Origin of the sequence: Aliikangiella maris, from assembly GCF_040719265.1 — a bacterium.
GTDB classification, from domain to species: Bacteria; Pseudomonadota; Gammaproteobacteria; order Enterobacterales; family Kangiellaceae; genus Aliikangiella; species Aliikangiella maris.
Genome location: NZ_JBFDAH010000024.1, coordinates 46,422 through 68,807, shown reverse-complemented (window position 1 = coordinate 68,807; position 22,386 = coordinate 46,422). Strand labels below are relative to the sequence as shown.

Annotated in this window: 23 protein-coding genes; 6 read left to right on the top strand and 17 right to left on the bottom strand. The window is 38.3% G+C overall.

All coding sequences use genetic code 11. The features are described 5' to 3' along the window. Nucleotides 1-28: 28 nt before the first annotated feature. Together ABVT42_RS17865 and ABVT42_RS17860 are read right to left on the bottom strand one after the other, a co-directional pair. Nucleotides 29-673, bottom strand: a complete 645-nt coding sequence (locus tag ABVT42_RS17865) for a hypothetical protein (RefSeq protein WP_353897294.1) — start codon at nt 671-673, stop codon at nt 29-31. 4 nt (nt 674-677) lie between these two features. Next, complete coding sequence (locus ABVT42_RS17860) at nt 678-1,421, bottom strand: SURF1 family protein (RefSeq protein WP_353897293.1); 744 nt, start codon at nt 1,419-1,421, stop codon at nt 678-680. A gap of 95 nt (nt 1,422-1,516) precedes the next feature. On the opposite strand from ABVT42_RS17860, the gene ABVT42_RS17855 reads away from it, so the two are divergent. Further along, a complete protein-coding gene (locus tag ABVT42_RS17855; protein ID WP_353897292.1) occupies nt 1,517-1,738 on the top strand; it encodes a twin transmembrane helix small protein in 222 nt (73 codons plus the stop codon). 76 nt (nt 1,739-1,814) lie between these two features. Here the strand turns inward: ABVT42_RS17855 and ABVT42_RS17850 are convergent, their stop codons facing one another. The 6 genes from ABVT42_RS17850 to ABVT42_RS17825 form a co-directional block, all read right to left on the bottom strand. Further along, nucleotides 1,815-2,717 carry a cytochrome c oxidase subunit 3 gene (locus ABVT42_RS17850; RefSeq protein ID WP_353897291.1) on the bottom strand — a complete coding sequence of 301 codons (903 nt, stop codon included), beginning with the start codon at nt 2,715-2,717 and terminating at the stop codon, nt 1,815-1,817. 33 nt (nt 2,718-2,750) lie between these two features. Then, a complete protein-coding gene (locus ABVT42_RS17845) occupies nt 2,751-3,311 on the bottom strand; it encodes a cytochrome c oxidase assembly protein (RefSeq protein ID WP_353897290.1) in 561 nt (186 codons plus the stop codon). Nucleotides 3,312-3,347: 36 nt separating this feature from the next. After that, the gene (ctaD, locus tag ABVT42_RS17840; RefSeq protein WP_353897289.1) at nt 3,348-4,907 is read right to left on the bottom strand and encodes a cytochrome c oxidase subunit I; all 1,560 of its coding nucleotides are present in this window, start codon (nt 4,905-4,907) and stop codon (nt 3,348-3,350) included. Between the two features lie 11 nt (nt 4,908-4,918). Beyond that, nucleotides 4,919-6,079 carry a cytochrome c oxidase subunit II gene (gene coxB, locus ABVT42_RS17835; protein ID WP_353897288.1) on the bottom strand — a complete coding sequence of 387 codons (1,161 nt, stop codon included), beginning with the start codon at nt 6,077-6,079 and terminating at the stop codon, nt 4,919-4,921. A gap of 253 nt (nt 6,080-6,332) precedes the next feature. After that, nucleotides 6,333-7,058, bottom strand: a complete 726-nt coding sequence (locus ABVT42_RS17830) for a hypothetical protein (RefSeq protein WP_353897287.1) — start codon at nt 7,056-7,058, stop codon at nt 6,333-6,335. Continuing rightward, complete coding sequence (locus ABVT42_RS17825; protein WP_353897286.1) at nt 7,042-7,692, bottom strand: sigma-70 family RNA polymerase sigma factor; 651 nt, start codon at nt 7,690-7,692, stop codon at nt 7,042-7,044. Before ABVT42_RS17825 ends, ABVT42_RS17830 begins: the two co-directional genes overlap by 17 nt. A gap of 1,159 nt (nt 7,693-8,851) precedes the next feature. On the opposite strand from ABVT42_RS17825, the gene ABVT42_RS17820 reads away from it, so the two are divergent. From ABVT42_RS17820 to ABVT42_RS17810, 3 genes are all read left to right on the top strand, one after another. Then, nucleotides 8,852-9,295 carry a YiiD C-terminal domain-containing protein gene (locus ABVT42_RS17820; RefSeq protein WP_353897285.1) on the top strand — a complete coding sequence of 148 codons (444 nt, stop codon included), beginning with the start codon at nt 8,852-8,854 and terminating at the stop codon, nt 9,293-9,295. Between the two features lie 13 nt (nt 9,296-9,308). Further along, nucleotides 9,309-10,361, top strand: coding sequence for a DUF3530 family protein (locus ABVT42_RS17815; protein ID WP_353897284.1), 1,053 nt, complete (start codon nt 9,309-9,311; stop codon nt 10,359-10,361). A 247-nt stretch (nt 10,362-10,608) separates the two neighbouring features. After that, nucleotides 10,609-11,172: a hypothetical protein gene (locus ABVT42_RS17810; protein WP_353897283.1), complete on the top strand. Its 564-nt coding sequence runs from the start codon at nt 10,609-10,611 to the stop codon at nt 11,170-11,172. A 276-nt stretch (nt 11,173-11,448) separates the two neighbouring features. On the opposite strand, the gene ABVT42_RS17805 is transcribed toward ABVT42_RS17810, so the two are convergent. From ABVT42_RS17805 to ABVT42_RS17765, 9 genes are all read right to left on the bottom strand, one after another. Next, nucleotides 11,449-12,009, bottom strand: a complete 561-nt coding sequence (locus ABVT42_RS17805; RefSeq protein WP_353897282.1) for a nucleotide-binding protein — start codon at nt 12,007-12,009, stop codon at nt 11,449-11,451. A 24-nt stretch (nt 12,010-12,033) separates the two neighbouring features. After that, nucleotides 12,034-12,927: an adenylate/guanylate cyclase domain-containing protein gene (locus ABVT42_RS17800; RefSeq protein ID WP_353897281.1), complete on the bottom strand. Its 894-nt coding sequence runs from the start codon at nt 12,925-12,927 to the stop codon at nt 12,034-12,036. 118 nt (nt 12,928-13,045) lie between these two features. Beyond that, nucleotides 13,046-13,942, bottom strand: coding sequence for a methyltransferase domain-containing protein (locus tag ABVT42_RS17795; RefSeq protein ID WP_353897280.1), 897 nt, complete (start codon nt 13,940-13,942; stop codon nt 13,046-13,048). After that, on the bottom strand, nt 13,912-14,589 hold the full coding sequence (trmH, locus tag ABVT42_RS17790; protein ID WP_353897279.1) for a tRNA (guanosine(18)-2'-O)-methyltransferase TrmH: 678 nt from the start codon (nt 14,587-14,589) through the stop codon (nt 13,912-13,914). The genes ABVT42_RS17795 and trmH overlap by 31 nt, the downstream gene beginning before the upstream one ends. 26 nt (nt 14,590-14,615) lie before the next feature. Next, complete coding sequence (locus tag ABVT42_RS17785; protein ID WP_353897278.1) at nt 14,616-15,002, bottom strand: RidA family protein; 387 nt, start codon at nt 15,000-15,002, stop codon at nt 14,616-14,618. Nucleotides 15,003-15,054: 52 nt separating this feature from the next. Then, on the bottom strand, nt 15,055-17,169 hold the full coding sequence (spoT, locus tag ABVT42_RS17780) for a bifunctional GTP diphosphokinase/guanosine-3',5'-bis pyrophosphate 3'-pyrophosphohydrolase (RefSeq protein ID WP_353897277.1): 2,115 nt from the start codon (nt 17,167-17,169) through the stop codon (nt 15,055-15,057). A 54-nt stretch (nt 17,170-17,223) separates the two neighbouring features. Beyond that, nucleotides 17,224-17,469 (bottom strand): DNA-directed RNA polymerase subunit omega, encoded by a 246-nt coding sequence (rpoZ, locus tag ABVT42_RS17775; protein WP_353897276.1) that lies wholly within the window; start codon nt 17,467-17,469, stop codon nt 17,224-17,226. 108 nt (nt 17,470-17,577) lie between these two features. Continuing rightward, the gene (gmk, locus tag ABVT42_RS17770; RefSeq protein ID WP_353897275.1) at nt 17,578-18,207 is read right to left on the bottom strand and encodes a guanylate kinase; all 630 of its coding nucleotides are present in this window, start codon (nt 18,205-18,207) and stop codon (nt 17,578-17,580) included. A gap of 755 nt (nt 18,208-18,962) precedes the next feature. After that, nucleotides 18,963-19,721, bottom strand: coding sequence for an SDR family NAD(P)-dependent oxidoreductase (locus tag ABVT42_RS17765; protein WP_353897274.1), 759 nt, complete (start codon nt 19,719-19,721; stop codon nt 18,963-18,965). Nucleotides 19,722-20,712: 991 nt separating this feature from the next. Between ABVT42_RS17765 and ABVT42_RS17760 the strand changes: the two genes are divergently transcribed. Next, nucleotides 20,713-21,036, top strand: coding sequence for a helix-turn-helix domain-containing protein (locus tag ABVT42_RS17760; RefSeq protein WP_465251065.1), 324 nt, complete (start codon nt 20,713-20,715; stop codon nt 21,034-21,036). Further along, nucleotides 21,026-22,375, top strand: coding sequence for a type II toxin-antitoxin system HipA family toxin (locus ABVT42_RS17755; RefSeq protein WP_353897273.1), 1,350 nt, complete (start codon nt 21,026-21,028; stop codon nt 22,373-22,375). Before ABVT42_RS17760 ends, ABVT42_RS17755 begins: the two co-directional genes overlap by 11 nt. Nucleotides 22,376-22,386: the final 11 nt, after the last annotated feature.

Genomic DNA, 22,386 nt, shown 5'->3' with positions numbered 1-22,386 from the left:
TTGTTATTAATTTATTTTAATTAATCGATTAGCCTAACCGAGAATAGCGCAACAAGCGCATAATATCAGTACGTAAATCTTTACTGATATTTGGCGCATCATCTTTAGTTTTTGCAAGATCGTAACGCAATATAATATTTCCCAAAGGATCAACCAAATAAATGTAATCTGCAGGTAGCGCTTTACCTAGCCCACTTCGAGTTTTTCCCAATGGACTTACACCAATATCAGTAAATGGGCTGTAAGCAACAGGAAACGCTTTGGTATTAATTGTGGAGCCTTTAGGCAAAACAAGTAATTGACGTGCTCTTTTTGACTCTTTACCTAGCCCAACATAAGTTTGGTTGAGCATATAAGTATTTATCTCAATACATTCAAGACTACATTTTTCTGGATTAATTGGCATTATCCACCAATAAATGGTTTCAAATTCTTCGCCACTGATTGCCTGTCCATCAGGGCGGATAAACTCAAAATCTTCGATATCTAAAACTGATTTGTCAACCAGCAGAGTTCCTCTATTTTCAGTTGCAGAACTAAACCATCCGGTAAAATAAGCCGAATAAGCAATAAACACAGGAATAAAAAATATTGAAAATAAAAAAACTAATGTGAGTCGATTTTTTTTAATATTTTCGTGGGGAGACTCATTTTTTAATTCTTCAAAATCCACTAGATCACCTTTTATTAATACAAGCAAATAAACTGACCACAAGAAACCCTAAAGCTAACGAAAACCATTGAAAGGCATAAGCCAAATGTTTTTCTGCCGTCATATTGGTCCATACCCATTCGGTATCAAATGCGCCCTGAACATTTTGATCGAGCCGAATAATATAATACTGGATTTCTAAACCTAAATATTGTCCAATTTCGTTGACAATATGTTGATCAAGCACCGGCAGTCGATAACCACTAGGGTAAACTTCCACTCTGGCACTTTCTGTTGAAATTGATTTTGGCGGCAATGGATACACTCGCCCTTCAATTAACCAGTTACTATCAGGCAGTTCGATATCTGGTAGTTTACTTCGATCAATATCTGCCATGACCCAGCCTCGATTAAGCAAATAGTTTTTTCCAGTCAAACTATCTTGTGCAACATTTAGCACATGATAGCCAACTCTTTTTTCCTTAACCTGATTGTCTAAAAATAATATTTTTTCAGACTTTAGTTGCATCTTCAGTTTTACTTTTTGAAACTGATTAATTTGTTGTGCAGTTAATTCGGATAAACTAGTAACCGTTTCCTGCTCGCCTTGCGCCAACAGCACTAATCGCTGTTGCTTTTCTTTTGCCCGATTTAACTGCCAGAAACCTAATTCATTCAGTAAAGTTTGAACCAACAAAAAAATAATCAAAAACCAGATATTAATCCGCAGTTGATATCGGCCAATTGAATATTCGACTGAGTGCTTCAAAAAAAGAGACTCCACTGGCAAATTAAACTCAAGAGGCGTATTCTATCACTATTCGTTCATAATCCAGAGCCAAAACGGCTGGAAAGGAATAGAATATGCTCATAAAAATACTAATTGTTATCGCGTTATTGGCAATTGTTTTCAGTTTATTTAGAAGCTTATATTTTCTGACAACAGAAAAAGATTCAAAGAAAACTGTAAACAATCTTACTTGGCGGATTGGCCTTTCAATTGCCTTGTTTATTTTATTAATTGTGGGTATTTACACCGGTGCTATTGAACCTCACGGTTTACCAACCGTAGAAGCCAATCAATAAACGATAATATATTCGATAAAAAAAGCCGAAGCAAATGTACTTCGGCTTTTTTATCAGAAATCTCGTTCGATATTTATTACAGAATATAGACGAAAATAAACAGGAATAACCAAACCACATCGACAAAATGCCAATACCAGGCACCTGCTTCATAGGCAAAATGATTTTCTGGTTTAAAGTGGCCTTGCGAACAACGAATAGATAATACAATCAAAAATATTGTTCCAATAGTCACGTGTAATCCGTGAAAGCCCGTCAACATGAAGAATGTCGAACCATAAATACCGCTACCTAGTGTTAAACCCATTTCTGAATAGGCATGGTGATATTCCCAAACCTGTAAGCCTAAAAAGATGATCCCCAACATTGCGGTAATTACCGTGTAATTAAGCAGTGTTGCCCGATTACCATCTTTTAAAGCATGGTGAGCAATGGTTAATGTCCACGAACTGGTCAGCAGGATAGCAGTATTGATTGCGGGTAAGCCCATTGGCCCCATCGCTTGAGTTGTTCGTCCATCCGGCGTTTCAGTCAAGGGCCACTGTGGAATGAAATCAGGCCATAAAATAGCATGAGTCATTGCATTAGCGCCCTCACCACCTAACCAGGGAACCACTAGTGCTCTTGCATAAAATAAACCACCAAAGAATGCAGCAAAAAACATAACTTCAGAGGTGATAAACCACAGCATACCTTGTCGAAATGAGCGATCCATTTGCTCACTGTAAAGTCCAGACATTGATTCACGAATCGTATCGCGCCACCAGCTCCATACCATATAAATCATGATAGCTAAGCCAAATAGAAAGATTAACCAGCCAAAGCTACCATCATTACCGACCTTACCTGATGATTGCTGAATAAAATGACCTGCTCCGAACGCAAGAACAAATAATCCAACTGCCCCAATGATTGGCCAAGGGCTTTGCTCTGGCACATAATATTTTTCGTACTTTTGTTCTTCTGTTTCAGTACTCATTATTGTTCTCCATCTTAAAGTGACTCAATCACTTTACTTGGTTGCACCCGATGCAGTATTTGCTGCATCAGTAATATTAAATAGCTGATAAGATAAAGTCAGATGAGTAATATGCTCGGGGATATCGGCGTCAATATAAAACTTCATCGGCATTTTAATTTCTTCGCCAGCCTTTAACAGCTGTTGATCAAAACAAAAGCACTCAGTTTTATTCAAGTATAACGAGGCTTCGCCCGGGGAAATACTTGGCACTGACTGACCAACAATATCTTTACTCGCTTTATTTTTTGCATAAAACAAGACTTCATTCAATTCACCTGGATGGACTTTAATAGAACCCACCGTTGATTTGAATTCCCAAGGCATTCCGCGGTTAATATTTGTTAAAAACTCAACCGTTACAAGTCGCTCTTTATTGACAGTCGTTGCTTTATAAAGAGCCTGACCTCGAGTCTTACCATTAATGCCGGTAATATCACAAAACACATCATATAAAGGCACTAAGGCAAACGCAAAAACAAACATACCACCAACAATTGCCATTAGTTTAACAATTAACTGTTTGTTTTTAGATGTCTGTTTTTGCTCACTCATACTTCGTCTTCTTTATCGATTATTGTTTACTAACAATCAGCTCACTTTCGGTGGTGTATCGAATGTATGATACGGTGCAGGACATGGTAGTTGTTCCCACTCAAGTCCAGCAGCCCCTTCCCAAGGTCTTTCTTCAGCTTTCTTGCCACTGCGAATTGTCGAAATCACAATGTAAAGGAAGAATAGCTGACTCAAACCTAATGCAAACGCACCAATACTCGCCCACTGGTTAAAATCAGCAAACATCATATTGTAGTCAGGAATCCGTCGAGGCATACCCGCCAGACCACTGAAATGCATTGGGAAGAATGTCAAATTAACTGCAATCATTGACCACCAGAAGTGAATTTGACCAAGTTTTTCGTTATACATTTTGCCTGTCCATTTAGGTAGCCAGTAATAGACTGCCGCAGTCGTACCAAAAATAGCGCCAGGGAAAAGTACATAATGGAAATGAGCAACAACAAAATAAGTATCATGGTATTGAAAATCAACTGGCGCCATGGCCAACATAACGCCAGAGAAACCACCAATAGTAAACAAAATTACAAATGCAATCGCAAACAACATTGGTGTTTCAAAAGTCAACGATCCTTTCCACATGGTTGCAACCCAGTTGAAAACTTTCACGCCGGTTGGCACAGATACCAACATGGTTGCGATCATAAAGAAGATTTCACCTGCCATCGGCATACCAACAGTGAACATGTGGTGAGCCCAAACGAGGAAAGATAACAGCGCAATTGCAGCCGTTGCATAAACCATCGAAGAGTAACCGAACAGTTTTTTACGCGAGAATGCCGGGATGATTTCTGATGCAATACCAAATGCCGGTAAAATCATAATGTAAACTTCAGGATGCCCGAAGAACCAGAATATATGCTGGAACATAACAGGATCACCGCCACCCGATGCTTCAAAGAATGACGTTCCAAAGTGTCTATCAGTTAACATCATCGTTACCGCTCCAGCTAATACTGGCATTACCATAATCAATAGAAATGCAGTAATTACCCAAGTCCATACAAACAAGGGCATTTTCATTAGCGTCATACCCGGTGCACGCATATTAAATACAGTAACGATAACATTTATCGCTCCCATGATTGAGGAAATACCCATCATGTGAACACCTAAAATGAAAAAGTCAGTACTAGGCGGTGCACTAGCGTTGGTTGTTGATAATGGCGCGTAGAAGGTCCATCCAAAATTAGGTGCTCCACCTTCCATAAACAATGAAGAAAGTAACAAGGTGAATGCAAAGGGTAAAATCCAGAAACTCCAGTTATTCATCCGTGGAAGCGCCATATCTGGCGCTCCAATTTGCATTGGGATAAGCCAGTTGGCTAATCCCACCATACTTGGCATTACCGCACCAAACACCATAATCAAACCATGCATCGTGGTCATTTGATTAAAGAAAGCGGGCTCAACAAACTGTAATCCGGGTTGATAAAGCTCGGCTCGAATGACCATAGCCATTGCGCCGCCAATTAAAAACATAATGAAAGAGAACCACAAATACATTGAACCAATGTCTTTATGGTTGGTTGTAAATAACCAGCGTTTGATGCCGGTTGGGTGATGATCAGCCATGAGATCGTCTCCTATTGGTTACCGGCTTTAAAAGCCTGAATGTCAGCAGGTTGAACCTTATCGCCAGTGTTATTGCCCCAAGCATTTCGCTCATAAGTAATAACCGCAGCAAGTTCAGCGTCAGTCAATTGTTTTCCAAATGCTTGCATACCACCAGTAGAACCATTAACAACAATATCAATATGATCTTTAACTGGGCCAGTTGCAATTGCACTACCTTTTAAAGCAGGGAATCCTGGCGGCATACCAGAACCATCCGGTTTATGACAAGCAGCACAAGTCCCCTTTCCATTATAGACTTGTTCACCTAATGCCATTAACTTATCCATATCCCAGCTTTTCGCCGCCGCTTCGGCAGCCGCTTTTTCAGCAGCTATACGCTCTGCATCTTTCTTCTCGACCCAAGCTTCAAAATCCTGCTCAGAAACGACTCTTACAACTATCGGCATAAATCCATGATCTTTACCGCACAGTTCGGCACACTGCCCACGATAAACACCCGTTTGCGGAACTCGAGTCCAGGTTTCATTAATAAAACCAGGAATCGCATCTTTTTTTACAGCTAAATCAGGAACCCACCAAGCATGTATGACGTCCTCGGCAGTTACCAGAAAGCGTACTTTTTTATTGGCAGGAATAACCAATTCATTGTCAACTTCAAGCAAATAATTTTCACCTTTAGTTGCAGCATCACCAGAAAAGTTTTCAAACTGCTCTCTGGGGGTACTCAAAGTACTGTAGAACTCGATATCTTTATCGAGATATTTATAATGCCACTTCCACTGCGAACCAGTTACCTGAATTGAAAGATCTGGATCAGAAGTATCTTCCATTTTAAGTAATAACTGAATTGAAGGAACAGTAAGAAAAGCAAGAATAACTAAAGGTATGGTCGTCCAGATAAGTTCAACAACTGAACTGTGCGACCACGTCGCTGGGTTAGGATTTTTGGATTTGCGATGAAAGATTATTGAATAAAACATCAATCCAAATACGACAACTGCAATCCCGGTCATAATCCATATAACCAACATATGTAGGTCATAGGCTTCAAGGCTTGTCTCTGTCACACCCGGGCGCATATTATAATCAGCGCTCGCTTGAACAACACCAGCTAGGATAAAACCAAGCAGTGCTGCCAAGCTCGCAAATATTTTGCGTCGAATGGCCATTTAACGTCTCCACTATTTATTATTTATAACGACTTAATCGCTTATTATGATTTATAGGATTTATAAAAATAGGAATATCACGCAATCTGAATTTCAATTACTAATATTTTGGCGTCATTTAAAAAATGACTCCCCCTCCCTATCCTCACCAAATTATAAAGATGATCCGGCAGGAAGCAAGCAAAAATCAGCTATTTTGTACAGAGATAAATTGTCACACCGTGATTCATATTATTGATTTGAATCATTGTAACTATTTAAAAACTTTCAGTTGTTCATCAATTGGATATTCAGGATAAACTTTTTTAAATTTTATTAATGCCTGTTTGCCTGATTCATACTCGCCACTTTTATATAAGTTTAGTATCTCTCTTGCCCAAGTTTCTGCAGTTGGCACTTGTAATCTAGCCACATTAGTCGAACCAACTTTGCCAGTGGAAGGCTTATCCTTCTGATTGGTCTGAGGAGTTTTTATTAGCATTTTTTCTAATGGAATGTTTTCTATATTTAATGCTTCAAACTCGCCAAAACCGCTAACTGTAGCGTCATTCGAGTCTAACTCAGGTATTGTTTTTTCTTTTGGTGGCAATAAAATTTGTTTGCGTTCCGGTATTATTAACGCTTTTCTTTCTGGTGGGGAAATACTGGCAGTGGTATCGTTTGCGGTTTCGAATGTTACTGGACCAGGAGAAGTACCTGGTAACATTTTTCCCGTCGAAGCAGGCCAAAACCAATGTGTCGTAACGATTGTAAACGCAAATGTTGCTGCCACATAAAGTGGTAAACTTATTTTTTGCCACCACTTTTTCTCTGCAATTTTGCGCTTTTTAGGCTGTTGAATTTCACGATAAGCAGCAGCAATTATTTGCCTATCTAATTCTATCGAAGGCACTTCTTTTTGCATTTGCTGGTACACATTATTTAATGCATCAATTGAGTCAACATCTGTCAACTCGCTATTATCATTTTGCTTGTTCATTGAATTCTCCAAGCAGTTTTTTCAGTTTTTCTGTCGCATAACGCAGGCGACTTTTTACGGTTTCGCGACCACAATTTAAAACACAGGCAATTTCGTCGAGTGATAGTCCCGCATCCAGTTTAAGTAATAATGCAGTTTTCTGCTCTATTGGTAGTGCTTCAATTTGATAACGTAATTGTTGGTGAATCTGGTCTGTTATTAAGTCATGAATAAAGTCTGGATGTGAATTTTCACCTAATAAAGGCTCTAGGGATTCGTCCAATTGAATTTCAGACTTCAGCTTTTTATCTTTTCTGATAACGTCAATAATGTGGTTTTGTGCAATGCGATATAAATATGTGGTAAATAACGCTTTGGGCTCATAATTAATTCGATTGTTAATGACTTTTAACCAGATTTCCTGAAAGCACTCTTCAGCCCTTGCAGAATTAACAAGTTGTCTTAAACAAAAGCGATACAAGCCACCTTTGTGCTTTTTATAAAGTTGTTCAAATGCCAGAATATCACCTCTGGCATATTGCAACATTAACTGTTCGTCGGTTACCGATTCTTTCATCGGCTTAGTGAACGTTAATTTGTCACTATTTGCAATAACCAAATTCTGTTCACTGACCTGATCCATTGTTAACAACATGACCTTATTTAATTTCTCCAAAATTTTAACCCGCTTGACACATCAAAATTGTCATTTCGCGTGGGTCATACCTGCTCAAATTCTAATCACTTACTTTTTACTAACTGACTATAATTTAAGCTAATAAAACACTATTTACTTACACCTAATTAAATCACTCATTACTTTCATTTAATGAAGTGAACTTGTCACTTACAAAAAAGCTTAATTCTTATATTCTTTGCAAAGAAGTTTTACCTCCGTCGGAATACATTGCTAGCCGCTGCCGTTCATAACAATTTATGCTGTGAGAAAACTCACACCTTAATTTTCTATTGAGATCCTTCATTGATTTGTCGCCAAGCGAAATCAAAATAGCATGGCTGTCACTTAGTCATATATACAAGCCCTGCTTATATCATTCACTTATATCATTCACCTATATAACTACACACTTATTAATATGGCACATTACACTCACAAAATGACCTTTTCAAAGTCAACCACCGTATTTAATCAACTGGCAATTAAAGCGGTTTTATAATCAATAGTTTTGACAAGCAAAAAGCACTTTTGGTGTAAACATTAACTTCTACAAATATAAAAGACACCGCTAGCTAAATAATATAAAAACTTGAGTCTAGTTCAGCCATTGATGACTTATTTTAAACACTGGTAATCCAGTTTATTCTCAATGAATTTTATTCACTTTCTCATCTCTACTGGTATTAAGAAGCAACACTTTCTCATTGCCTTTTCAAAGAACCTCACTAAAGCTTTTCGATGGCCGCAACAATGTGACAGATACCAAATCAATCAATTCAAACTAATTCGGCTCGCAACATTTCAACACCATTTGAAACAAGTCAAAGTGATCAGCAGTCCTTTAAGTACTTTTGATTGTTCCATAATTAAAAAAGGCTTTACAAAATTAGTAATATCGTAGAGTTCCCCTTTGGGTTGAAAAATTGACTAACTTTCGATGTTAAAACTTAAGTGTTTTTACAAAATTTGAACTAATTCTCAATAAAGTTGCTCAATACTCATCTATATATCAATTAGTTTTAGTAAAAATACATAAAATTGAATCGCCAAACGGCCGTATTCAATACAATGTCAGTTAAAATAATCAACCTGCTTATTAATATGAACGTGATGTTATTTAATTGAGGGTTACTTAGTGAAGAATAAATATGAAAAGTTGGTACATGAAACAATTCCCGTCTCAAAAGCAATCGGATGGCAAATAAGTCTTCTTGATTCGTTATCCATTAAAACAATAACGCAACTATCTCCTAACATTAATATTCATGGAACGGTATTTGCGGGTAGTATTTATGCTGCTGGGATGGCGACTGGCTGGACCTTGTTAAAATGTTGGTACGATAAACAGGGTTATCAAGCTGAATTAGTTGCTGCGGAAGGAAACATTAAATATTTTGAACCTATCACTCAAGATTTTGTCAGCAGCGCCAATATTAATATTCACGCAGAACAATTTGTCAAACTTGTCGATCGGCTGAAAACCAATAAAAGTTGTGGGTTTAAACAAGAAGTCGAAATCACTTGTAAAGAGGTAATTTGTGCCATAATGACAATTCAATTTGTTTTTAAATGTACTTAGGAAACCAGTAGGTATGTTTTGTCCAAATGTTCAAATAAAACGACTACTCTTATTTTTACACAAATCATTCCTCATTCTTTATTTAAGCAGTTTATCCAACACTCTTTATGCAGCGGAAACGGCAGATAATGAAAGTAATAATATGGCGGCATTAGATTCGCTCCCCAAACAACCCTCTTTTTCAGTTAATCAAAATGAATTGGCTCGAACCACAAAAGCCGATGATCAATTTTGGATTGATATAGAGCAAACAAAAATTTTAGTGTTAAAGCACTGGATGAAAACAAAGAAAAAGACCGGAAATCTCATTTTATTACATACGAATGGGGAAAATGCCGAACACCTGCGATTAGTTTATCCGTTGGCACACCAATTTAGTCAACAAGGGTGGGAAGTTTATATACCCAATCTACCCCTTGCTGATTATCCTTCGCGAGCTTTAATTAAGAGTGCTCAACCTAACCAAACAGATACCGACAATTCAGAAGAAGATCCAGCAACACAAAACACTTCTAAAAACTCAGTATCAACAGCAAATAATTTGGTAAATAAAAACACATCGCTCGAAAATAAACAGACACTAAATGATTCACCAAACACTTCAACTAATCAGATGGCCTCTTTGGAACAAAACAAACCCTTCTTTAATAATCAAGAGGCTTACCAGGAATTTTACTCTCTGCTCATGCAAAATCTGCTTCAAAAGATTCCCAATGAAAATAAAAGTCTTCTCATAGTTGCCAATGAAAATAGTGCTTTTTGGATATTAGCGTCGCTTCCATCACTCAACCAAGTCACACAAATCAGTTTATTTCATCCCGAAACGCCACAAAACCTATCTACCGATTTACAAACACAACTGTCAAAACAAACTCTTCCTTACTACATATTCATCCAGGATGAGAGTAAATCGGCCAAATTTATACGATCACTTAATCAAGGTTTATGGAAATCAGAGTATTCAAGAATTGCTCATCTTCCTTATACCACTTCAAAACTTGAAATTGAGAATATAACGTTTTCAAAAATGATTACAGGTTGGGTTAAATCACAAAAAAAGGAATAACTTTTTCTATACGAATAGATTTTTAAAAGATGAAATTAATATTCAAGCTCAATATCTATTTTAAATTTTTTGGTAAAAATTTACCGAAAACGGGAATTCAACACTTAATCTTGATCAGTTTTACATTTATTTAGGTTTTTTTTGCATTTTTTTGAGCTTTTTTAAAAATTTTTTTTGAATTTTTTGACTCTTGACTATACACTTCGTTTTGGAGATTCTTACATTCAAAAACTAGTGGAGATTTATCATGGTTAAAAACAATGCGAAAAGACTCAACAAAAAATCAGCACCCAAAAAAGCTGCCCCCAAAAAAGCAGCTTCAGCAAAAGCTAACTCAGTTTTATCAAAGGCTATTTCTACTGCACAGACTGCAGCCGATAAAGCAGTAGCTGCCGCAAAAAAAGCAGATGGCACATTAAAGTCTTTAGTTTCTAAAGCGAATGCAGCAACAAAAACCTTAGCCGCTAAAAAAGAAGTGGCTAAAAAGAAGAAAACTGCTGCGGCTAAAGCGGCTGTTAAAAAGGCAATGGAAGCAAAAACTGCTGCTGCAGCTAAAGTAAAAGAGCAAAAAGCAGCTGTTAAAGCAGCAACTCTAGAAGCTAAGAATGCAGCAAAACTGGCAGCTTCAATGAAATCAGTTGAAAGCAAATTAGTAGCTCAAGCGAAAAAAGATGCTGCGGCAATTGCTCGTCTTGAAGCAAAACAAGCTAAAGCAATGGCTAAATTAGAAGCAAAACTGGTTTCAGCAGCTTCTAAACCTAAAAAACCAATTAAGCGTAAAAAGAAGCCAGTTGCTAAAAAAGAAGACTAATTCAGTTTTCAATCTTTAAAAAGGGAGCCAAAGGCTCCTTTTTTATTGAATAATGTTCGATAAAAGCAAGCGACAAGACCATTACCCCTAAACTATCTATGCTTTTATCTCCACATCTTTTTATTTGTAACCAACCATTGCGTAATCTTTTTCAAAGTACGTATCGATTTGCTTAGAATTTCAAGCACAATTTAGCACCCGTCAGATTTAGCATTTAGATGAAGCTGCTTTTATTTGCTATTTGCAAAGCGTCATTAATCTAAAACAATACATCAGTTAGTCATTTCCGGCTTCTACACGAGCTAAAAGGCGTTTAAATTCATTTTGCGCATCTCTCGAACCATACATATTCTGCTGGAAAACAGTCTCGCCTAAGGCAAGACTTCTAACATAAATAGAACGATCTTTAATTAAGTGAGCACCTTCCGAATATAACTTCATTGCCATTACCCGTTCATCATGCCGTCGAGTATCCACTGCATTAATGCAACGTATAACCCGCTTTTCTCTTACTAATCGATGAGAACGATTAACGGCTTTTAAATCGAGAATACTCGCCCTCATGGGTAAAATAATTGTTTCAACAGTTGGAATATCTTTGATGCTTGGCGCGTAGTCAAATAGAAGGAAATCGACATTAGGAATAACTTGCGGTTGATTCGGTACCACTGAAAAAGGCAAGCGTTTTTCGTTAAAAACATCTACCGCCGATTGCTGAGGATCTAAATCACAAACTAATACCGATTTACCTGAATAATACACAGCGGCAGCAAAATTGAGCGCTAGTGTAGTTTTACCAACACCACCTTTCGGAGACCAAAAGGCAATACGCCTCATGATCGATAAATCTCTATACAAATTTTAGTAGAACAGCTCAATAACATCATTTTCAGCCTGTGCCCCAGGGATCCCAAGCGATAAACAAGTATGTCCAATTAATGGATACTCTTCTCGTCGAATATAAAACTCGTCTTTCCCTAATACCGATAAATAGCAGCCATTAGTAGAATGATCAATTAAAACAAACTTTCCTCGGCTAAAATTAATTTCACAATGTTCTCTTGAAACCTGAGATCCTTCAACCAATAAATCACAACTGGCAGCATCTCGGCCTATCATAAATGGCGTTTGTGCAGCCGTCAGCCGCTGGGTATGTGATTGGTATTTTATTTGAATACTATATGATCTTAATACATTATCGATAACTTGAGAGGACATTAATTGAGTTTCGCGCTCTTCTGCTTCACCTTCTTGCCAATAAACCCGATAAATAACAGAACTTTCTTGTGCGCCTTTCATTTTTATGTGGTCAAATTCACGTGTCATTCCATGAAATTCATCACTTAACTGGTGCATTACACTATCCACCAATAATATTTGCCCACCCTTTGCAAGTTTTGTTAAATGAGCAGCATCGTTTACTGCTTCACCAAAAATATCCCCATCATCCATAATTATTTCACCAAATCCGATACCAATACTTAATTTCAATTCGGATTGAGTAATAAAGCGATTATTTTGCTGCATAACAACCGACGCGATTAACGCATTGTCAGCATTATCGAAGCTGGCCATGATTTCATCGCCAATGGTTTTTATCAATTTACCCTTGTTTTCTTCGACAACATTAATCAACACATCAAGCAGAGAATCAACAATTCGTTTTGCTTCCAGATTATCTTTTGTTTTATAAAGCGCAGAACTTCCGCTGATATCAGCAAAAAGAACGGTTTTATACTTTTTTCTACGAATCAATTTAAGTTTTCCTTCGACTAGGCGCTATAAGTTTTAATAGCGACTTCCCCCTGCTAGTAAATTTATTATTGTAATTATGATTATTCTTTATTTTATATTCTGTCAGTAAAAACCCATATTATTTATTTTTTGCGATAAAAAAATTAGTTGGTCGTCCATCTGGTAAATTGATAATCTCATCGCTAATGATGTGAAAATCACTAAATTGACTCGCCAATTCTCCTTTTTTCAAAAGAAAGCGAGGATTTTTAGGTCTACCTATCTTTTCACTTCCTTGCATAAAAGTATGATACACGATAAATCCACCGGGTTTAATTTTCTGTTTAATTGCATTAAGCAAAGGGCGATGTAAATACCTGACAACTAATACTAAATCAAATAATCCGGGTATTTTATTTAACGCATCTGCTGTTTTTTCCAAGTCCAGTAAAAAAGAATTAATGCTAACCTGATGAAACTGGGAAAGCGCAGATAATTTTTCCAGCATTTGTGGCAAATAATCCACTGCACTAACCTGCCAGCCTTGCATTGCCAGATAAACCGCATCTCGCCCAGCTCCACACGCAATATCAAGGGCGCATTTTGATGCGTTCAGGTCATCAAATAGTGCCCGAATGGCGGGATCGGACGACTTGATCAATGATAAAAAATGCTCAACCGCAGGCGAAGGTTGCCATAAACGTTCTGACGTAGCCCCCTCAGATAATAGATTATTTCGCTCAAGAATTGACAGGTAATCATTACGCCAATTTAAGACAGACTCAATATGATAGCCCCGTTCAACGAGTATTGACTTGCCAATTTCAAGCTCATGCTCATTTCCCACTAATTTTAAACCAACACTATTAGCAGGTAGCTGAAATACTCGCTCAATTAAATTTTCAAGCGGGAAGTGGCTGGAAGATTTAATATGCCCTTTTTGATACTCAGAATCTGGGCGTAAATCAACGATAGGTAAATTATCACTTGTTACAAAGGAAAGTATTAACTGATCGACTTTCTTAATTGGTGCCATTGTTCATCACAAATTTCGCCCTCTTCATTAAGTTGAGGATATCTAATCTGGTGCTTTATACAAAATGTCTTTACGTGAGGATGCAACCATTCAAACCGCAGTCGGTCAAATTTTTCTTGAGAAATCTGCTGTTTTTCATAACATCCTTTAAGCGCTCTTTGCCTTTGCGCTTCATATAAAATGATAGCTGAAGCAACCGAGACATTGAGTGACTGTACCATGCCTAACATTGGAATGATGACATGCTCATCTGCAATTTGAGCAGCCTTGTCACTGACGCCAAATTTTTCTGAACCAACCAATAAAACGGTCGGCAGTGTATAATCGATTTCTCGAAAATCTACCGCTTTATCAGAAAAGTGTGCGGCTAAAACCTGCATACCACGCGCTTTTAATGGTGCGATACCTTGTTGTAAGTCCCCATGAACATGTGTATCTACCCAGCGGTTACTCCCCTGGGCAGTACCATGACACTCACGTAACATTCCTTGAGGATAAACCGCATGGACATCACCAATTCCCACCGCATCACAGGTTCTGACGATTGCAGCCAGATTATGAGGCTTATGGACTTCGTCCATAAACACGGTTAAATCATCCTGACGGCGAATCAACAATTCGATAATTTTTTGATTTCTATCTGTCATTCACACACTTTTCTATTACACAAAAATTAAGCTTCAAGCTCTAAAATACAGTCCATTTCAACCTGCGCACCTTTAGGCAATTCTTTAACACCGATAGCCGCACGAGCGGGATAAGGTTGTTGAAAATACTCGGCCATGACTTCATTAACAATAGGAAAGTTCTTTAAATCTGTTAAAAAGATATTGAGTTTTGTAATTTGACTAAAATTACCACCAGCCGCTTCAATAACTGCATTTAGATTTTTAAAAACCTGATGAACCTGCACCGTAATTTCTTCACTAACAAATTCCATCGTTTGTGGATCTAACGGAATTTGTCCTGACAGATAAACAGTTGTTCCTACTTTAACGGCTTGCGAATAAGTGCCAATGGCAGCTGGCGCATTAGGTGTATTTATCACTTCGCGTGTCATTTTAAATATCCTGTATTAAATTTGAATTATGAATGAAAAATAATAATCTGTTTTATCGATGACGTGACACTTTTATAACAAAGTCATATAAGCGTATTTTTCGAATTATGTTGGCTAAGTGCAAACGGTTTTTAACATCAATCAAGAAACAAAGCAAATTGGTTGCGCCATCATGTGCATCAATTTCGATATTAGCGATATTAACCCCCTCATCAGCAATCAAACTGGTTACTTTGGCTAATACCCCATGCTGGTTTAATACGCCAACGCGCAATTCAACCCGAAACTCACCTTCAACATCTTTCTCCCACTGAACGGGAACATATTTATCGAGTTGATCACGATGATTAGCAACATTATTACAATCTTGCCGATGCAAAATAAACCCGCCGCTGGTGCTGATCGTTCCAACAATTGGATCGCCGGGAATGGGATGACAACACTTCGCGTATTCAATCATCATGCCCTCGGTTCCTTTTATGGCAAGCGGGCGATCTTGAGTACTATGTTTTTCACCACCAGTGTCAACTTTGGGATCTAAGCGATGTGCAATAATGACACTTGCAGTTTGTCCAAGACCAATTTCAGCTAAAATCTCTTCAAAATTTTCTCTGCGCGTTTCTTTTATAACTCGATCAATAATCGCTTTATCAATACTATCTAATGTCACTCCACCCAGCGCTTTTTCTAACAAACGACGACCGAGATTGATCGCATCATCACGGCGTAGGTTTTTAATAAAGTGACGAATATTGGTGCGCGCTTTACTGGTAGTAACAAAGCTCAACCAACCGGGGTTCGGTTTAGCACCAGGCGCGGTAATAATCTCAACGGTACGCCCATTGGTCAGCTCGGTAGATAGCGCAGAAATTTTTCCATCAACCTTACTGGCGATACAACTGTTACCAACATCGGTATGAATTGCATAAGCAAAATCGACTGGTGTCGCCCCCTTGGGCAATTCAATAATATTGCCGTTCGGAGTAAAAATATAAACTTCATCGGGAAACAGATCGACTTTAACACTTTCGATAAATTCCAGTGAATCTCGCGTATTCTTTTGTAACTCTAACAAATTACGCATCCATTCGCGCGCTCGTATTTCAGCTCGATTAATGTCATTTCCACTTTTATAAAGCCAATGAGCAGCAACCCCATTTTCAGCCATTTGGTCCATGGTAGTGGTTCTGATCTGTACTTCAATATGCAATCCATGCGGACCTTTTAATGTGGTATGTAACGATTGATAACCGTTAGTTTTGGGAATAGCAATGTAGTCTTTAAATCGTCCCGGAACAGGTCGATACAAGTTATGTAACTGGCCTAAAATTCGATAACAGTTATCTTCGGTATCCGTTGTTACTCGAAAACCATAGACATCCATAATATCGTCAAATACTTGCGCTTTTTTACCAACCTTATCAAGCATTTTTTGGTAAATACTAAACGGAGACTTCTCTCGACCAATGACTTCAGCGTCAATATATTCAGCATCTAAACGACTTTGAATATTATTACATATACTACTGACAATTTCTTTGCGATTGCCTCTGGCCTTTTTTACCGAGTCTCGAATCACCCGACAGCGCATTGGGTACTTGGCAGCAAAACCAAGCTCTTCGAGTTCAGAACGAATTGCATACATACCCAAGCGATTCGCAATGGGTGCATAAATCTCGATTGTTTCTTTGGCAATACGGCGTTGCTTATCGGGGCGCAACGAGCCAAGTGTGCGCATATTATGTAAACGATCGGCTAGTTTGATAAGGACAACTCGCAAATCTTCAACCATCGCCATCATCATTTTGCGAAAGTTTTCTGCCTGAGCTTCCTCACGTGAACGGAATTTAATTTGCGTCAGCTTACTGACGCCTTCAACTAACCCGGCTACCCGCTCACCAAATTTTTCCACTAAGGTTTCGCGGCTAACTTCGCAGTCTTCAATAACATCATGCATCAAAGCAGCCATGATAGTTTGGTAATCAAGATGCAGACTGGCTAGAATTTTTGCCACGGCAACAGGATGGGTAATATAAGGATCGCCAGAAGAGCGAAGCTGCCCGGCATGAGCATCACGGGCAAAAATATATGACTTCTCGACTTCTTGAACTTGAGAGGGATCTAGATAAGTTTGTAACTGCTCTTTAAGTCCAATAAAAAGATACACTCAATCCCCCCAAACAGACTCAAATAATACAGACTTAGTCAACAATTACGCCTATTACTCCGTGACAATATCACTTGAGTCATCAGATTGAGACGCGCCTAATCGGTCAACATTATCAGCATTTACCAGTTTTTCTTCGATTTCGCGTAATGCGACGACTGTTGGCTTATCATTATCCCAATCAACCATAGGATCTTTACCACCAGTTGCTAACTGGCGTGCCCGCTTTGAAGCGACCATAATTAAATCGAATCGATTACCGATTGTATCAACTGCATCTTCTACAGTAACTCGTGCCATTGGTTACTCCCGCATAATATACATTAAAAAAATTTAACTCATGCCTAAAATTCGCTCTATTTACAATGCCCTGAGCGAAAGGGCGCATAGTTTACCTTAAAATTCCAACTAGTCCAAAAGATTGCTCAACAAATAGGCGTATTTTTTTTGCTGTCGCTCAATTTTTTGTCTTTCAGCAATAATAATGGCTTTCAGTTCATCAACTGCAGTTGAAAAATCATCATTGATTACCAGGTAGTCATATTCATTAAAGTGTGACATTTCGTTTTTAGCCGCTAGCATTCGATTTTCAATGACTTTAGCATCGTCCTGCCCTCTCCCTTCAAGGCGTTGCCTTAAGGCAGATTTTGAGGGTGGTAGAATGAAGATGGAGCGACTTTGTGGTAATTGTTGTCTGATTTGTCTGGCACCTTGCCAGTCTATTTCTAAAATAACGTCAATACCATTATCCAGCTGCTTTTCAATAGAGGCTTTACTGGTACCATAAAAATTATCAAAAACTTCGGCATGTTCTAAAAAAGCACCATCGCCGATTAATTGAGTAAATTCATCGACATTGACAAAATAATAATCGACTCCCTCTTTTTCACCAACTCGTTTGGCACGGGTTGTATGAGATACCGAGGTTTCAACTGTATTCAGCTGAGATATTAAGGCTTTGAGTAAGCTGGTTTTACCTGCACCAGAGGGCGCAGAAACAACATAGAGATTCCCTTTTGCCAAATCAATATTACTCATGCACTCATTACCTAAATCAATCAAAAATAGTTAAATCAAAAACATTGCCAAATTCAGTATTCTTATGCAAAACAATATACCAGTTAATTAGCAATATACTTTCGGCATTAATTCACCAGACTGAAAGTACGACAGACGATCAGTACTCAGACAGGAAACACTATATTACCCGAAATTATCACGACCTGAAATTATCATTACCCTAAAATATCGCATCCTTCGGGAAATTCAGCTATTTAGTCCAAACATCTAATTAAAATTATCATTTTTATCCGCATATTTGCCATTGCAAGCCGATTACAAGTCAAAATATCGGACCATATTCAATTTGTTCAAATCAGTTTAATAACTATATGATAGCCCCGAATCTAAGGCAATATTTGTCGTTAAAATGACACAGTTACCAACAAAGACTAGTTCTATTTTAGCAGTAACTTATCAGCTTTATGAGATCAAAGAACCCTCGACTCAATACCTCGATAAATATCACGCACCCAACAAACCACAAATGATGACCTTATTTTAAATAGAATAAGGCTTTAGATATAACAAGCAGAAGATAATAAGAATAGAACATCACTTCAAGGTAGCTTGACAACACAGTGATGTTAAATTGCACTGTCGAACGGTGTAATAACAAAATGGTGGAATGACAGCTACCCGGATATATTTAACATTTATGCAAAAACAGATGCCAAATGGCAAAAATATCAATTGCAATTTGGTCATAGTGCATCAAAGAATGACTCTGTTAATTACAAAGAAATCCCGCCATCAACCGAAATAAGCTGTCCAGTTATATAGCTCGATTTTTCATCAATTAAAAACTTGACCACTCTAGCGACATCTAGCGGCAATCCTAATCGCTTAGCAGGAATTTCTTCAATAATTTCGGCCCATTGTTCATGAGTCATCGCTGACTTTGCTGCTTCATCTTTTTGAATAAATCCCGGCAGTACAGCATTAATCGTAATGTTATTTTTAATATGTTCCAACGCCAATGAACTAATTAAAGATTGCGCAGCCGATTTAGCGGCAGCGGTTAAGGTAAAGTTTCCACATTGATTGTTAGCTTTTTTAGTTGTAAAAGAAGAAACAAAAATAATTCGAGCATCACGACTCTTTTTTAAGTAAGGCATTGCATGTTTAATTAACGCTAAAAATTGACCGGTAATCGTACTATATGCAGTTAATAAATCTTGCGTACAAAAGCTGTTAATATCAAATATTTTTGCATAACCGGCATTGATCACTAAAGCATCTATTCGATCAAATTTTAATACCACTTCATCAATCAATTTTTTGCATGATTCATCAACCTGATCAAGCTGAGAAAAATCTCTGTAAGTTAATAAAGTATCTGCACCAAAAGTCTGGCAGAGTTCTGCTGTTTTACTGAGTGATTGTTCATTCTTTCTTGTATGTAATGCCAGATTCCAATCTTCACTTAATTGTCGCGCAACTTCAGAACCTATTCCGGTAGCTGCGCCGGTAACTAATGCAACTTTTTTCAATGTCTAAAAACTCCATTCCAAGTAAAAATTTTTACCTATATTCAAAAAATAGCATTATAACCACAATCAATTTGTCTTATTGGTACATTAAAATTATTTTTAAGATATTATTTTATTTTTGAATATCCAAGTTAATTAGCCCATTTTTCATGCGGAAAAATCAATTCTTTCAGCCATCATGATTAAAATTTAAATTTTGAAATAAAATCAAAAAATTCAAAGTGAAAGATGATTTTATTCGTATTTAAATACCGTCGCGCATTAAAAAACGAAAAGAAAACAACAGAAGAATGAATTAAACCTATCCGAAAAAAGTAAAATATTTTTATGTTTTTCATTCAAAGAAGTCTCTAGTTGAATGTTCTTTCACCACACTGTGTAACACAAAAATAATTCACATTGGTTTTATGTGATCAATCAAGTCAAATCTAACTGCGTCAAATAAGAGTAGGCAACAAAACAACTCCTGCCCACTCCGATTTGAAAACTTACTGTTTATTGTTCATACAACCACTATCTACACAATAATCGTTCGTTATGATTAAGTTTCGATGTAACAGACGACTTAATAATTTGCTTAAGAAACTTAAATTTTATTAAACCTATCATCATGCTATAAACTTTCACCATTTTTGATGAAGCCTATCAAACCGCTTTTTTCTACCAATAACAACAAGCCATCATTGAAGTTACTCAATATTCTGGATCTGCTCATTGAGTAGCGGCCTAGACCCTAACAAACTCAATGAGTTATCGAAAAGAAACCGTTCAAAAATGCTTGTTTGCCCACCAAACTGCCCACCACTTGCCTCTGGCTTTTACTAAATCTTAGTGGTGCTTCTTGGCTATGACTACGGAAAAACAGTGCCGTTTTTATGCTGCTGTTAGAGATAAAACATAGCAGTTTTGAAGGGCTTTATCGAGTAATTATTTCAACACCCTACGCACTGATGGATATTATAGTGTCCACTTTCTGATTTATTTCGCTATAATGGATATAACTGTATCCACTTGGTCTTTGCGGATGAATTTTACCTTACTTGATGATACCGATGTAAGCCAAGCCTATGCGGCTTATTTACGTGAGTTACGCAAGCAGGCAAAGCTGTCACGAGCGGCGCTTGCTGAGCGAAGCTGCGTACCTGCGGCCACCATTAAGAAGTTTGAGTTGACGGGGCAAATTTCATTTCGCCAATTGCTGTTGCTATGGCAGACCCTTGATTCGCTAGATAGGCTTTATCAGCTCACGCAACCTAGTAAAGAACGCGCTGCTATACCCATGAGTATTGATGAGGTGCTAAAAGATGAGTTTTAAACCCATTCAAAAACTCGCCGTAACTCGTACGTTAAGCTCAGGTGAACAGATATCTGTTGGAGTCTTGGCGCAGAATCGGCAAGGCGTTTTTTTTCAGTATGCTGACGACTATTTGCAGCAGTTTGGCAATTTATCACCGTTTACCTTGCAAGCGAATGCGCAAGTTCAAGCCGCACCTAAAGCACCGCACCAAGGTATACATGGCGTATTTGGAGATTGTTTGCCCGATGGCTGGGGCATGTTGTTACAAGATCGTATTTTCCGGCAACAGGGCATCCTGCCTAATCAATTAACAGCGATGGATAGGTTAGCCTTTGTTGGTGATAAAGGAATGGGTGCGCTGTCTTTTTCTCCGGTGTCTGAGTTTTCAGCCACGACGCATGCGGATATTGATTTAGCAACTTTGGGCTTAGAAGCACAAACGCTGTTTGATACTTCAATGTCAGATTATATGGACGACAACCACGATGAGTTAGATGGTCATACGCAACAGGTGTTGGCTGCATTAGTCACGGGTGGTAGTTCGGGTGGGGCAAGGCCCAAGGCGCAGATTTATATGCCTGCTGGGGAAGCCCAGCTTTGTCGAACCTTTGCAAAGCCTGGCGATAAAGCGTGGCTGATTAAATTTACCTCGAAGAATCTAGCGCTCGGCCATGAAGAAGGTTTGTGTGAGGCGGTTTATTTACAAATGGCCGAGCTTGCCAAGTGTCAACCACCAGTCTGGCAACTCATTGAAGCACCATCTTCAAGCGGTGCATCTGCCTGGTTAGCGCTTAAGCGTTTTGATTATATCACTGAACAGGCCGACTCAGGCAGTCAACTGAGTTCAGGCCGATTGCATATGCACAGCGCTTGCGGGCTGCTGGATGCAGACTTTCGAACGCCAAGTTTAGATTATATTGACTTGATCAAAGCCAGCCGTCAGTTGTGTAAATCCCCCGCTGCTGGACAACTGCAATTTCGCCGTGCCGTTTTTAACCTGCTGTCGTCTAATCAAGACGACCACAGTAAAAACTGGGCGTTTTTGCAAGCGGATGACGGTCAATGGGATCCCGCCCCTTTTTACGATGTTACTTACAGCCCACATCCATTCAACGAACACGCCACTGCGTTCGGAGGTTATGGCAAAGCGCCACCGCTTAAGGTGATGCAAAAACTTGCTACTAGTGCTGGCTTTGCGAATTGGAATGATGCAAGGCAAGTCATTGAAGAAGTTGCAGAAGCCATCGGCCAGTTTACTCATCTTGCACGGCAGCAAGGGATCAGTAAAATAACAGTATCTGCGATTGCTAAGACATTGGATCAGCGTAAACAAGAAAATGCAGCGCTTTTTCTATAACAGTAAGGAAG

Bases quoted from the DNA above. Each gene is read 5' to 3' on its own strand.
- ABVT42_RS17855 (WP_353897292.1), top strand. From the start codon at position 1,517: ATGCTCATAAAAATACTAATTGTTATCGCGTTATTGGCAATTGTTTTC.
- ABVT42_RS17850 (WP_353897291.1), bottom strand. From the start codon at position 2,717: ATGAGTACTGAAACAGAAGAACAAAAGTACGAAAAATATTATGTGCCA.
- ABVT42_RS17845 (WP_353897290.1), bottom strand. From the start codon at position 3,311: ATGAGTGAGCAAAAACAGACATCTAAAAACAAACAGTTAATTGTTAAA.
- ctaD (WP_353897289.1), bottom strand. From the start codon at position 4,907: ATGGCTGATCATCACCCAACCGGCATCAAACGCTGGTTATTTACAACC.
- coxB (WP_353897288.1), bottom strand. From the start codon at position 6,079: ATGGCCATTCGACGCAAAATATTTGCGAGCTTGGCAGCACTGCTTGGT.
- ABVT42_RS17830 (WP_353897287.1), bottom strand. From the start codon at position 7,058: ATGAACAAGCAAAATGATAATAGCGAGTTGACAGATGTTGACTCAATT.
- ABVT42_RS17825 (WP_353897286.1), bottom strand. From the start codon at position 7,692: ATGTTGTTAACAATGGATCAGGTCAGTGAACAGAATTTGGTTATTGCA.
- ABVT42_RS17815 (WP_353897284.1), top strand. From the start codon at position 9,309: ATGTTTTGTCCAAATGTTCAAATAAAACGACTACTCTTATTTTTACAC.
- ABVT42_RS17810 (WP_353897283.1), top strand. From the start codon at position 10,609: ATGGTTAAAAACAATGCGAAAAGACTCAACAAAAAATCAGCACCCAAA.
- ABVT42_RS17805 (WP_353897282.1), bottom strand. From the start codon at position 12,009: ATGAGGCGTATTGCCTTTTGGTCTCCGAAAGGTGGTGTTGGTAAAACT.
- ABVT42_RS17795 (WP_353897280.1), bottom strand. From the start codon at position 13,942: ATGGCACCAATTAAGAAAGTCGATCAGTTAATACTTTCCTTTGTAACA.
- trmH (WP_353897279.1), bottom strand. From the start codon at position 14,589: ATGACAGATAGAAATCAAAAAATTATCGAATTGTTGATTCGCCGTCAG.
- ABVT42_RS17785 (WP_353897278.1), bottom strand. From the start codon at position 15,002: ATGACACGCGAAGTGATAAATACACCTAATGCGCCAGCTGCCATTGGC.
- rpoZ (WP_353897276.1), bottom strand. From the start codon at position 17,469: ATGGCACGAGTTACTGTAGAAGATGCAGTTGATACAATCGGTAATCGA.
- gmk (WP_353897275.1), bottom strand. From the start codon at position 18,207: ATGAGTAATATTGATTTGGCAAAAGGGAATCTCTATGTTGTTTCTGCG.
- ABVT42_RS17760 (WP_465251065.1), top strand. From the start codon at position 20,713: ATGGATATAACTGTATCCACTTGGTCTTTGCGGATGAATTTTACCTTA.
- ABVT42_RS17755 (WP_353897273.1), top strand. From the start codon at position 21,026: ATGAGTTTTAAACCCATTCAAAAACTCGCCGTAACTCGTACGTTAAGC.